The organism is Hyphomicrobium sp., assembly GCF_041659645.1.
Taxonomy (GTDB): Bacteria; Pseudomonadota; Alphaproteobacteria; order Rhizobiales; family Hyphomicrobiaceae; genus Hyphomicrobium_B.
The window spans coordinates 228944-241800 of the sequence record NZ_JBAZXX010000003.1 but is presented as its reverse complement, the minus strand read 5'-3'; the positions used below and the strand labels follow the sequence as shown (position 1 = coordinate 241800).

Annotated in this window: 8 protein-coding genes; 5 read left to right on the top strand and 3 right to left on the bottom strand. The window is 54.5% G+C overall.

Features of this window, described 5'->3' with window-relative positions; translation table 11 throughout:
* Positions 1–127: 127 nt before the first annotated feature.
* On the top strand, positions 128–421 hold the full coding sequence (locus WC811_RS11010; RefSeq protein WP_372644368.1) for a hypothetical protein: 294 nt from the start codon (positions 128–130) through the stop codon (positions 419–421).
* A 299-nt stretch (positions 422–720) separates the two neighbouring features.
* Here WC811_RS11010 and WC811_RS11005 read toward each other — a convergent pair whose 3' ends face one another.
* From WC811_RS11005 to WC811_RS10995, 3 genes are all read right to left on the bottom strand, one after another.
* A complete protein-coding gene (locus WC811_RS11005; RefSeq protein WP_372644366.1) occupies positions 721–1038 on the bottom strand; it encodes a hypothetical protein in 318 nt (105 codons plus the stop codon).
* 109 nt (positions 1039–1147) lie between these two features.
* Entirely contained in the window at positions 1148–1921 is a 774-nt protein-coding gene (locus WC811_RS11000; protein WP_372644364.1) for an SOS response-associated peptidase, read from the bottom strand.
* Complete coding sequence (locus WC811_RS10995) at positions 1882–2901, bottom strand: PIN domain-containing protein (protein WP_372644362.1); 1020 nt, start codon at positions 2899–2901, stop codon at positions 1882–1884. Before WC811_RS10995 ends, WC811_RS11000 begins: the two co-directional genes overlap by 40 nt.
* Before the next feature lie 562 nt (positions 2902–3463).
* Here WC811_RS10995 and WC811_RS10990 point away from each other — a divergent pair.
* The 4 genes from WC811_RS10990 (at position 3464) to WC811_RS10975 (ending at position 12575) form a co-directional block, all read left to right on the top strand.
* Complete coding sequence (locus tag WC811_RS10990) at positions 3464–7546, top strand: Eco57I restriction-modification methylase domain-containing protein (RefSeq protein ID WP_372644360.1); 4083 nt, start codon at positions 3464–3466, stop codon at positions 7544–7546.
* Positions 7547–7554: 8 nt separating this feature from the next.
* Positions 7555–9006: a toll/interleukin-1 receptor domain-containing protein gene (locus WC811_RS10985; protein ID WP_372644358.1), complete on the top strand. Its 1452-nt coding sequence runs from the start codon at positions 7555–7557 to the stop codon at positions 9004–9006.
* 1 nt (position 9007) lies between these two features.
* Positions 9008–10558, top strand: coding sequence for a hypothetical protein (locus WC811_RS10980; protein ID WP_372644356.1), 1551 nt, complete (start codon positions 9008–9010; stop codon positions 10556–10558).
* A 118-nt stretch (positions 10559–10676) separates the two neighbouring features.
* On the top strand, positions 10677–12575 hold the full coding sequence (locus WC811_RS10975) for a DUF262 domain-containing protein (RefSeq protein WP_372644354.1): 1899 nt from the start codon (positions 10677–10679) through the stop codon (positions 12573–12575).
* Positions 12576–12857 lie beyond the last annotated feature (282 nt).

Below are 12857 nucleotides of genomic sequence, written 5' to 3'. Positions count from 1 at the left end.
ATCGTCATTGCCGCGAACTTTTGGAACCGTCGTCGCCGGGCAAAAATGAGACCGCAAGAGCGGGCGAACGAAGATCTCGAGTCACGAATTCCGGGAGACTGGTAGTTTTATCAAGCGGAGGGGCGCCATGCGTGAATCGAAGGCCAGAAAGAACCTCCGCAAGCGTGACGCCGCGCTTTTTAATGAGCATCTTGCCGGTCTTAGAACTTGCCTTAACCGATGGCTCAATGATTGCGTCAAAGATGATCCCGACGACGGCGTGAAGAACGCACGGTTCGAAGCGGCCTTGGCTCTCGCGGTCGCCGCCATCTATGAAATTGGTATCGAGCACGTGGAGCGCCTGATGGGAACCGATTATGCGCGCGAACTCCTGGTTTACATTTTCGAAAAAGCGGCTGATCACGGCGGTCGCGGCCGGTAAGATCGGTTATCGCATGTTATCGAAAAGCATCGGTTGCTCAGGGCGATCGCATCCATAGTCGGATCGATGATTGCCGGCGCCTGCGGTGGCGCGTGGTCGCTCTTCCTGCCGTTAGTGCCGGTGGCTTAGTGCTTGTGAATATCGGGCGTTACGTCGAGCTATGGCCCCGCGCCGCGGCCGTAGGAGCACGACGCCGTTGGCTTCTTACTTTTGCGCTGTCACTTTTGAACTGTGTTGGCGCTGCGGGAGCGGTCGTTGTTTTTGGCGCCCTCGCACGTAGTCTATAAATGCACTAACTCTCAATTCACCCGGCCGCGAAGCTCTCGTTTGACGCGCTGGAACACAATGCCCAGGAAATCTTGCGCCTCATCTTCTCCGAGTAATGATATTTGGGATTCGATACCCAAGTCTAACATCGCCTTTAAAACGTGATCACGTGAGTTTTGATCAAAGCCGGCTAAGTATTGCCGAACCATGGCTTTCGCTTTCGCATGCCGCTTGAGGAGCGCTACGCGAGCTTTTTCAATGGTTGCGATTTGCTCGGCCGTGAATTCGCCGCCCGCACGCCGTAGATGTTTAGAAAGCTTTTGCGAACTTGGTTCTTCTTTCTTCGGCATGTATTCTCCCACTCATATCGTCCGTGTAGGGATGATACGCCCGCAGGAAAAAGATGTAAACTTCGATCGGATTCGTAGTTTGGCTTCGGTCAGCGGAAGCCGCCGCCTCCTATAGGAGGGGAACGATTACTTGCGGCCGAGACTGCCCGAGAAGATCGAGCTTTTCCTTGCCGCTCTGGACGATACGCATTTTGTCGGGATCGAAACTGCGAGCGAGGGCGAACGCGTCATCGGCTGAACCCGTCAGCCAAGTTTCAAATTCTTCCTCTTCCGTCAGCAACACCGGCATGCGCTCGTGATTGATGCTGTCGGTTAAAGCATTCGGCTTCGTCGTCATGAAAGAATAGAGATCGATCTCGACGTTCGGGCCGTCCTTTTTGATTGGCCCTTTCCAGCGCTGCCAGATACCTGGGAAGGCGAAGAGGCGGCGATCTTCGTCGCCGTTGACGGCAAACCAGAACCACGAGGCAGGCTTTTCGCCATTCGGCTCACAGTAGGATGACGCCGGCACCAGGCATCGGCGCTTCTCGAAGGAGGGCTTCCAAAACCTGCTGGAGAGGATTTTATCGTCACGCACATTCGTCACGCGGCGAGGAGCTTTGCCATCCTGCAACAGCACAAAGCCCCAAGACATTGAGACGAGCTCGCGCTCGCCGTCCTCCGCGCGCCGAACGATCGGCGCATCGTAACCCGGAAAAATTGCCGGCTTCGGCTCTAGGACAGTGGCGCGATTGTGCGGCACCCGGAACAAGCGCCGGATCGCTTCGAAGTTTCGCGTTTGGGAATAGAGGTTGCACACAGATGAAATGTACCGAGGCAGGGCAGTGCCATCAAGGGTCCAGTTTAGGTGTCTAGGGAATCCCACTCGTCGCCCATTATCCATCGGAGCGCCGAGAGCTTGCCAGTAATCATTCCCCATTCGAAGTCATCCCAGGGACCAACATTTCCCGGGCCTAGCTCGGCCTCAACCTTGGTTGCGGAGGTAAGGGCGACCGCCCAGACCGTGTCGAGGGTTTGGTCATTGCGGTAGGGTTGGGTCGCGAGGGACACTTTTTCAACGACTGCATGAGATCCGTCGGCGATTTTTGCGCGAAGATTCATATGCCGATTGTACCAAACCTGTAGGAACAACCTGTGCTCGGCTTCCATGATTTCGGACAGCAACCGATGTTCGGAAAAACCTCGAAACTCGAAATCCATGTCGGGGAGGAGAAATTCGTCGAGGTTTTCGATCAGATCGGGAAGCTTAGTCCAGTAGGTCGATTGCGTTTCGTCTTCGAACGCCTCGGATAGATCCGCGTGGGGTAACCGTTGATCGCCTACGCCCTGGCTGAAATCATGAACGTTGCTAGTGACGAATGCAAAGCGATCGCCAACCTGATCGTGGGAAACGGCGTCTGCGTAGGTCTCGAAAATAATCGCGTCGCCAATTGAATTCTTTGCTCGGTGAAACGGGGCGCGGCCGGCCAGAGCACGCTCGGCCGCCCTCAATTTGATTTCGGACGTCGCCTCGAGTACCGGAAACACGTGGAGAAGCTTTTCAACACGCTCAATGGAGGCGTTGACGGCTTCTCCCTTCATAACAGCCGAATGATCAGCTTCGTTCACCGCGTCGATCGCGGCCTGTTTGGTGTCTTCGGGCGCAAATCGATTGATGGCATCGCGCACCAAAGTGAAATGCGATTTCAGACTGCGCTTGGCATCATCGGCAACGCGCGTTTTATTACGTTCAAATTCAGCGAGGACGACCTCAGGAACTATCAAGGTCACTTCCTTGCGATCGACAAGATCCTCAAGCGCGCTGATCACCGGTTGCTGGCGATAGTCCTTAACAAGGTCCAGCCAGATGCTGGTATCGATCAATATATGAACCCGCACGTCTCGCTCCCCGATGTCCCCGTCGCGATCTCAGCAAAGCAGGAGAGCAGGGAGAGACCGAGCGGTCAAACCCTCTTCGCCACGGCGCGGTTAGCGTTGCGGGGGAGGGACCGGCTTGCTCAAATCTCCAAATAAATGCGTAAGCATAGCGTCCAACTTCGGGTCGCCGGTGTGAGGCTTGGGAGCCTCACCTTCCATTGCTGGCGTCACTGCCGTCTCTGCACTCTTCACCCTCGAGGTACCTGTCGGCCGGGCAAGCTCAAGACATGGCTTCGAGATATCGGGCTGTGAGGTATTCATGGCATCCGCGTAGGTTTTGAACATTTGCTCGCAGGCTTTTGCCCGGCGGGCAGGTGCCTTGAGAACAAAGGATCAAGCGCCCAAGCCATTGTTTCTGTCCGATTCGGTTCGAAGATCGGAACATTTTTTAGCAATAGTGAAAGCGCCCCAAGGCTATTCCACATAGAGAAAGGTCCTTTTCGGACTTAGGCTTCCTTCGCCCTCCTTGACTTGCCATACTCGAAAGCGAAATTTGGGGGCCTGATTCGTGATTTCCGGTAATCTGTTCACACGCGACTATCTGCTCGAAGGCGTTACCCGTAGTGAGCCGTGGAAAGCGCTTAGCGATAAAGAACTTGCGACCATCGAGGCAAGTTTAAAAAAGCTCGCCGCGAAGATTCAGGGAATCAACGCGGCGAACGAAGCCCAAACCGAGAAGATTTTTATCTACCCGGCTCTCGAGCTGCTCGGCTGGAGCGACGTCGAGGTGCAGCAAACCCTTTCCGCCAAGGGGCGAAAGCACGTCCCAGATGCGCTTCTGTTCGGTGATACCGATGCGCGGGATCGTGCTGTCGGGGAAAAGGACCAATGGAAGCGCTACCAGCATGGCCTCGCCGTGACCGAGGCTAAGCGCTGGGGCCGCGCACTGGATCGCACAGACAAACGTGACGCCCATGAAGAGGGCGTGCCTTCGACGCAGATGTTGCAGTATCTCGATAGGGTGAGCATCGTGACGGGCGGCAAGGTTCGCCTTGGCATCCTCACGAACGGCGCAAAATGGCGTCTTTATTATCAGGGCGCGTTGTCGGTTTCGGAAGATTATTTCGAGGTCGATCTTGCTAAGGCGCTTCAGCTCCCAGGGCACGAACTCGACCTTGTCGAACGATCGGATGCGAAGCTAACGCCGGCGCACGCTCTCAAGCTGTTCGTGCTACTTTTTCGTAAGCAAGCTTTCCTGCCGCTCGATGGTCCTCGCACCTTCCATGACATCGCGCGCGACGAAGGTAAAATCTGGGAAGCCAAGGTTACGCGCGATCTATCGCGCCTCGTTTTCCAACAGCTTTATCCGAATTTGGTCGCGGCTCTTCATCGCTGCGATCACGGAAAACCAATGGATATCGACGCCCGCTATCTCGAAGATCTACGGGAAAGCGCATTGGTCTTGCTCTACCGACTTCTCTTCGTGGTGTACGCTGAGGATCGCGATCTTCTTCCGAAAAATCAGGAGCCGTATAAGAGCTACTCCCTTACGAGTATGCGCGCAGAGATTGCGGCGCGTGTCGCGAGCCTGCAACCGTTTTCACCTACGATCGCCATCTATTGGCCGAAGTTGAAGGCCGTCTTCAAGGCGATTGCTGAGGGCGACGATACACTCGGCATTCCCCCCTACAATGGTGGTTTGTTCGCGAAGGACAGCGCACCGATACTTGACCGTGTGGAGCTACCGGACGCCGTCTTAGCGGAACTGATTTATAAACTCTCACATCGGCCCGATGATGACGGCAAGTCGCGTTATATCAACTACCGCGACCTCACCGTCCAGCAGCTCGGCACGATTTATGAACGAACGCTCGAATATGGCCTGCGCTACGAGCAGGACGGCGATACCGTCATCGTTGATGCCGATGATACCGCGCGGCACGAATCCGGGAGTTACTATACGCCGGATAGCCTAGTATCACTGATCATCGAAAGGGCGGTCGGACCGTTTATCGAAGAACGCCTGCAAACGTTCCGAACGGAATCGGCCAAATTGGCCACGGATAAGCGGCCTTTGGAAGCCCGGCTCGCACTGCTTCAGGGTTACGATCCGGCGCTTGCCATTCTTGAGCTTCGCATATGCGACCCGTCAATGGGTTCCGGGCATTTCCTCGTCAACCTGGTGGACTGGCTGGCCGACAAGGCGCTTGCATCAATTGCTGAGGCCGAACTCATCGTTGATTGGTCGGACAAGCCGTACCGTTCGCCAGTGTTGGCAAGTATCGAGCAGACGCGAACCGACATCATCCGCCAGGCGACGGTTCACAAATGGCCTTTCGTCATGGAACATCTCGACGACCGCCACATCGTCCGCCGCACCGTACTGAAGCGCTGCATTTACGGCGTGGACAAAAATCCCATGGCCGTTGAATTGGCCAAGGTGGCACTTTGGCTTCACACATTTACGGTCGGCGCGCCGCTTTCCTTTTTGGACCACCATCTGCGCTGCGGAAATACACTGTTTGGCTACTGGGTGCGCGAGGCCATGGACCGCCTTGCGAAGTGGGGCGGCCAGTTGCTCATCAACGAGCCGATGCAGAAGGCTATGGCGCAAGCGCTCGCCATGCAGAAGCTCGAACGCGTCAACGATATCGACATCGCCGAAGTGCATCAGTCGAAGACGCTATTCGACGGCATCGAGCAGGAAACGCGACCGCTTAACAGCTTTGTCAAAATTCTCTATGCGCTCGAATGGCTGAAACTCGACAAGGACGACCAATCGGCGGTGCGGTCCTGGCTAGATGGCCAATATGGCGATCCATTCGAAATAGCGCGTGGCCGCTTTACCCTGGGACCAACCGATGCCGGAGACGGGCACGCTCAGCCAAAGGACGTGCTCGATCAATTACGTAATGGTGCCCGGGCGAGTGCACCGAGGTTTGCGGGTATTCTCAACCGCGCGCGGCAAATTGTTCGGGCCGAGAAATTTCAAAACTGGCAGATCGCCTTTCCCGGCGTTTGGACCCACTGGGAAAATGCCGAGCTACAAGGGGGATTTCATGCCGTCGTCGGCAATCCGCCGTACGTGCGGCAAGAGCTGATCAAGGATTACAAGCCACACCTCAAAACTGCTTATCCCGACAGCTACGATGGTAGCGCGGATCTGTATGTTTATTTCTACGACCAAGGCTTGCATCTTCTGAAACCTGGCGGACGTTTGTCCTATGTTGTAACTAATAAGTGGATGCGCGCCAATTACGCGGATGGGCTGCGCGGCGTCTTTGAGAATAAGGCTTGGGTCGAGTTCGTCGCCGACTTCGGTCATGCGAAAAAGTTTTTTCCAGATGCCGATGTGTTCCCCTCAGTCATCGTCATACGCAAGCCTATGCTTGGCGCAGCTCCTTCGGAGACGGAAGTGTGCGTCATCCCACGCGACGACGTGCCGGAAAAGGCGCTTGACGAAGCTGTGGCGAGGGCGTCGTACCGATTACCTCGTTCGCACTTCACAAGTCGAAGCTGGACGCTCGAGCCGCCCGACGTCGTCAAGCTTATGGAAAAAATAGGCGGGCAGGCGCCGCTAAGCGAGCTTCCTGGTTTGCGGTGCTATAGGGGCGTGACAACGGGCTTCAATAAAGCATTTATCGTCGATACAAAAACCCGCGATCGCCTTATCGCGCTCGATCCGAACGCAAAAGAAATCATCAAGCCGTTCTTGCGGGGGCAGGACGTTCAACGATGGACGCCCAAGTGGGCCGGCCTTTGGATCATCTTCGCACGACGTGGGATCGACATCACCGCCTACCCATCCGTCGAGGCACATCTTCGGGCTTATGAACAAAATCTACTCTCGAAACCGGACGGCTGGAAGCCGAAGCGCGCCGGCGAGAAATGGCAGGGTCGGAAGGAAGGCTCATATGCCTGGTACGAGCTGCAGGATAGCACAGACTACTACTCAGTCTTCGAAGGCCCCAAAATCATTTATCAGGCGATCCAATTTCACCCCCGCTATTGTTTCGATGATCAGCAACTCTATACAAGTAACAAGACTTTTGTGATCTCAGGCGCCGATCAGTCCTTGCTGGCGATTTTGAACTCGCCTCTGATTTGGTGGTACTCGTGGCGACATTTTATTCACATGAAGGATGAGGCTCTGTCGAATGATGGGGTCAAGATGGAAACGCTGCCGATAGCTGCCTCGGCGCTAAAAGACGAACGAATTTTGTCCGCGGTTCACGCCATTGAAGCGAAATCCCGTCTCGTTTCGACAGCCGCGCATAACCTGAGGGATTGGCTTGGGACCGAGTTTACCGTTTCCGGAGCCAAAGCCGGGCTTGCCAATCCGGATCGATTGGACCTCGAGGGATTTGTTGAGGCTGTAAAAACAAATCTTCCAAAGGGCCAAAGGCTCACTGCTGCTGACCAGGCGGAACTAAAGCGCGAGTATTCTGCAACGCTTGAACCTATTCGCGTCGTGAGTGCGGAAATATTCAACTTGGAAAAACAAATATCCGATTTGGTCAATCAAGCGTACGGGCTGACGTCAGCGGAAGTCAATCTCTTGTGGCGTACGGCTCCTCCGAGGATGCCGTTCACCCCGACCGGACTGAGCTCGGAGAACGGTGAGGAAGATAACGGCGAGATCGACGAATAACCGAGCCGATGGATGGCGAAAAAAATTATATTGGGGGACGATTGAATTCGAATGACGAGAAAGTATCCGCGCTGAGCCGCATGTCCGAACAAGGTACGCGCGAGCTTGTGTTCCTCAGCAAGGCGACACCTGGCGATAACGAATTTGCCTTGTGGCTTGCGCCTCGTTTGGAGGCCGCAGGTTATCTGGTGTTTGCCGACATCCTCAGTCTGGACGGAGGCACGCGTTGGCGTAAGGAGGTGACAGATACCCTCCAAAATCGAGCTGTCAAAATGCTGCTTTGCTGCAGCGACACGACTCTTGCCAGCGAGGGAGTTCAGGAGGAAATCGGCATAGCAAGCGACTTGGTGAAACAACTTGGTGATCCGAAATTTATCATCCCGCTTCGGCTTGCGCCATATAAGAAGCTCTTTGGAATTGGCGAGCTGCAATATGTCGACTTCTTTCGCGGTTGGGCGGAAGGGCTCGCGAAACTCCTCGCGACGCTGAAGAAACAGAAAGTCCCTCTAAACGCATCCAATCCGCAGATTAATCCCAATTGGGAGAGCTTCCGCCGACGCGGGGCAATCGTCGTCAGGGATGAACCCGAGCGGCTGACGTCAAACTGGCTGCGTGTCGCGGAAATTCCAGATGTCATTCGTTATTTTGAAGCCACCGGCGCCATTGAACGTTCGGCGCTCAACAAAGCTTGTCAATCGGCGGGGTATCCCGTTGAGCCGAATAAGCTGGGGTTTTTATCATTCGGCACCCTCGAGGAAACCAATGAGACCTTCGCCCATGTGGGGAAATTCGAAGTCAAACACGAAGTCGACACCCTTACATTCGTCGCTTCAGGATCTGACGCTTGCGGTGTTTCCAAGCAAACGGCATCGAACATAACTTACTCGATGTTCCGTCAGGCATGGAACCGCTTTTGCCGGGAGCGCGGTCTTCTCGAGTATAGGTATTCGATGGATACGGCAGGCTTTCACGCGGGTCCCGACCAGGCGCGGCTTGGTCAGTTATTTCCATGGGGACGGCAGGGCAGCAAGCGATCATCAGCGCTGCGCAATGCGATGAAGGGACAAGTTTGGCATTTTGGCGTAACCGCGCTCCCAGCCTTTTGGCCTTTCTACCATTTCAAGCTGAAGTCGCGCGTGCTGTTTGCTCCGATGGTCGAGCAACAAGTCGGCGAGATCTACAGCGATGCCAAGAAAATGCATCGGCTGCGGCGAAGCATTTGCAAAGGCTGGCGCAACAAACACTGGCATGGCCGCACCATGGCGTTCCTTGAGCTTCTTTCGGGAGACTCGGCGTTCATCACCTTGCGGTTGTCGCCATCGTCTTTGATTAAGCTCGATGCCGCACCGATGCTCTTTTCCTCGCCTGTATCGACGGACCTTCCCGATAGCATGCGCGACGATGAAGACGAGCAGGATCTGTCTACTCTTGGACGACCTGAGCCAGAGGAGGACGACTGAGATGCAGTTGCCCGAACGCCTGCTAGAGGTGCTCTATTTTCCGGAACCCAAACTTGAATTTGCGTTCGGTCAGACTACGCCTCATCCGAAGGATGGCCTGTTCTTGTATGGTCCGCATGGCAAGGCGCGCAAAACGCGTGACATCCGGATCGGGGTCGTAGGGACACCGGACGGCATCAATTATTTCAAGTCTTGGGCGGCAGAGATTAAGAAGCGCGTCGACGTTCCCCCGCCTGGGAAAACGGAAAAGAAAGAGCGCTTGCATCTCGCTAATTTCCCAGGGATCGAAGAGGCGTTCGGCATTACGTTCAACGAAAACGAATTCGCGGCGTGCCCGATAGAGGCAAAAGCCATCGACGAGGCTTCGCGCATCGTCAATCTGCACGAAGCCGTAAAAAAGGTTGTCCGGCTCTACGTTTCGCGAATTCGCAAATATCAATCCAACGAAGAGCGCGTCATCGATGTGTGGGCATTGGTGGTGCCCGAACCGATTTTCGAACGATGCCGACCGCGGGCCAAGCGGACGGGCCTGCCAATGGTGAGAGGTGATTTCGGCAAAAAGCAGAGCCAACGCTCCGATCTACCGTTGCTTGGGGATCTCGTCGATCAGACCGCTGAAGGCATTTTCGACGATGCGCCTGACTTTCATCGTCAGGTGAAAGCCGAGCTCCTGGATTTATTGCCGACGCAGATTCTCCGCGAAACGACGCTCGCTCCGATGGCGTTCAAGAACTCCGCCGGCTATCCCATTCGGCGTTTGCAGGATCGAGCGACAGTCGCTTGGAATCTCGCGACAGGTCTCTATTACAAGACGCAGGCTGCGCCGCCGTGGAAGCTTGCCGGCATTCGCCCTGGCGTATGTTATGTTGGGCTCGTGTATAAAAACCTTCCGAATGATCCCAATGACCATGTTTGCTGCGCCGCTCAGATGTTCCTCAGCGAAGGTGACGGCGTTGTTTTTCGTGGCGCCAATGGGCCGTGGAAGACCGCCGATTACGAGTACCACCTCGAGCCGCGCGCGGCGCGGGATCTAATCGACAAAGTCTTGGCGACCTATACGGATAAACATGGTAGTCCGCCAAGAGAGCTTTTCATTCATGGCCGCACGTCCTTTAGCGACGACGAATGGCGCGCCTTCGAAACCGCGGCCCACGAAGATACGAATGTCGTAGGGGTGCGAATTAAATCGACGCGGGGCGATACCAAGTTATTTCGAGACGGTGACTATCCAGTCGTGCGAGGAACTGCTCTCGTGCTCGACCATCGGAACGCCTATCTTTGGACAACCGGCTATGCGCCGCAATTGGATACTTACATCGGGCCTGAAACGCCTAATCCTCTATTTATCTCCGTGTTGCGGTCCAAAAAAAATCTCCCCGACATCAAAACTGTGCTCTCGGACATCATGGGGCTAACGAAAATCAATTACAATTCGTGCAACTTCAACGATGGGCTTCCCGTTACGGTGCGGTTTGCAAACATCATTGGCGACGTTTTGACGATGGGATCGGCAAAAGGGGCGGACCGTCAGCCCTTTAAATTCTACATTTAAGTTGCGAAGCTCAAGACAGACGCAGTGGGCCTTGTTGAAATGAGAGTGCACATCTGCCATTTCACAAAGCCTAGTCTCCCGTCTAAGCTCACTTTTGCCGATTCTTTGAAAGCCCCTCATGCAGCCCCACAAACTCACAGTCAACGATGTCTTCGAGAAAGAGCGGCGTTACGTCATTCCGCTTTATCAACGTGCTTATGTCTGGAACCGACTAGATCAGTGGGAACCGCTTTGGGACGACATTCGCAGGGCGACTGAGGAACAGCTGGACGCTCAGGCCGATGCCGTTACCGGAACACATTTTCTCGGCGCCGTCGTCTGGAGTCTCAGCAAGATTGTAGGCAAATCCGTGCCTCGCGCTGAGGTCGTTGACGGTCAGCAAAGGCTAACTACTCTTCAAATCTTCCTTGCGGCATTGCGCGATCTCGCGCGCGAAATTGGGTCGGCATCAGTCGGGCGGCTCGAACGTTGGACAATCAACCCTGACCGCAATCCAGCTCTTGATGAGGAGGCCTTTAAAGTCTGGCCTTCTCTCTCCGATCGCGATCCCTTTACATGCGTATTAACCGCGGGCAGCAGGGACAATCTACTGAGAAATTACAATGGTAGACGCGATACACATCTACCGCGCATGGCAGCTGCTTATCTTTATTTTGACGAGGCGATCCGCGACTTTGCCGGCGCCGATGAAGCACTTGCTCCATTGCGTATCGATGCGATCACAGGAGTCATGCTCTCGGCCTTGCAGTTCGTGGTCATTGAACTTGAGCACGGAGACGACCCGCAGGTAATTTTTGAAACTCTCAACGCTCGTGGCCAGCCATTGCTGCCTTCGGACCTAATCCGAAACTTCGTGTTCCTACAGGCTGCAAATCTGGGTGCCGGCAGGGGAGAGGCGCTCTACGAGAGTTATTGGAAACAGTTCGATGCGACCCGAGAAGACACCCTTAATGAAACCGGCGAAAACCGCTTCTGGTACGAAGAAGAGCAGCAGGGGCGTTTGAAACGTCCTCGCATCGATCTGTTCATGTTCTATTATCTCACGCTGCATACCGAAAAAGAGCTCAATATTGGGCAGCTTTTCCGTGAATTCAGCCGGTGGCGGGCGGGACAGAAAACGAGCCTTGAAGATTTTCTTCGCGATCTGAAGACGTCGAGCGAGCATTTTTCTCGTCTGCTCCAACCAAAGGGCGATGACCGCCTCGCGCGACTTGCCCGAAGGCTCCAGGCGCTCGATACCGGAACGGTCTATCCTCTACTTCTTTTTCTTACCACTCAGCCAAATTCGTTGTTGCCTCGCGTCGAACGCGATCAAACGCTCGCTGATCTTGAGTCGTTTCTCGTCCGACGTTTCATTTGCGGTTTGACCAACAAGAGCTACAATAAGTTCTTTCTGTCGGTATTGGTGCGTTCCAAACAGGCCGCCGCTGAAGGCAAATCGATTGCCGATGCTGTGCGAAATGAATTACTTCGCTCGAAGGAGCCCACGGCCGTTTGGCCAAGCGACGATGATTTCGCTCGCGCCTGGGCCACTCGGCCCCTTTATGTCAAATCGCGCCCAGATCGCGCGGCGATGGTGCTACGGGCGATCGAGGCCAGTTTGCGAACCTCGCGCAACGAAAATGTCTCGCTTCCCGATGACCTGACAGTCGAGCATCTCTTGCCCCAGAAAGGATCTCTCGAAGACTATACCTATGCCGCAGCTATGCCATTGATCGACGACGAAACACCGCAAAAGTGCCGGATACGTATCATCGACACCGTTGGCAATTTGACGTTGCTGACGCAGCCCCTCAACAGTTCGATCAGTAACGGGCCGTTTCCCGGTAAGGCGACAGCAATTATTGAGGACAGTGACTTGCGTCTCAACGCTTGGCTCCGGCGCGATCCACCCGCCGTTTGGAACGAAGCCAAAATTATCGAAAGGTCCAAGGCTTTGTTTGCTTATGCCCTCACTGCTTGGCCGAAAGCAGAGGCCTCAGTGAAACCCGCTGACGTGGCAGTCTCCAATGTCTAATCGAAAAAAAATTCGAGATTTTGAATCGCGCTCGAGGAAGTGATTTAACATAAGATACCTTATGCGACTTTTGTAATAGCGCCTAATAAATTGAAATATAACAATCTTCTCCAAATCATTTTACATAATGCATTTCAGCATTCACGCGCTCAACTCCCCTATTAATCGGTAGACGGAACATAACGTCTTTTATGTTCCATCTGCAAGACCAGGTTTTACTGGACAATATGAGTGTTGCATGGGTGCATCATCTGTGGTACAATGCACCGTAGATGATGCAAG

Excerpts from the sequence above, each read along its gene's own strand:
- WC811_RS11010 (WP_372644368.1), top strand. The coding sequence starts at position 128 with ATGCGTGAATCGAAGGCCAGAAAGAACCTCCGCAAGCGTGACGCCGCG.
- WC811_RS11005 (WP_372644366.1), bottom strand. The coding sequence starts at position 1,038 with ATGCCGAAGAAAGAAGAACCAAGTTCGCAAAAGCTTTCTAAACATCTA.
- WC811_RS11000 (WP_372644364.1), bottom strand. The coding sequence starts at position 1,921 with ATGGATAATGGGCGACGAGTGGGATTCCCTAGACACCTAAACTGGACC.
- WC811_RS10985 (WP_372644358.1), top strand. The coding sequence starts at position 7,555 with ATGGATGGCGAAAAAAATTATATTGGGGGACGATTGAATTCGAATGAC.
- WC811_RS10980 (WP_372644356.1), top strand. The coding sequence starts at position 9,008 with ATGCAGTTGCCCGAACGCCTGCTAGAGGTGCTCTATTTTCCGGAACCC.
- WC811_RS10975 (WP_372644354.1), top strand. The coding sequence starts at position 10,677 with ATGCAGCCCCACAAACTCACAGTCAACGATGTCTTCGAGAAAGAGCGG.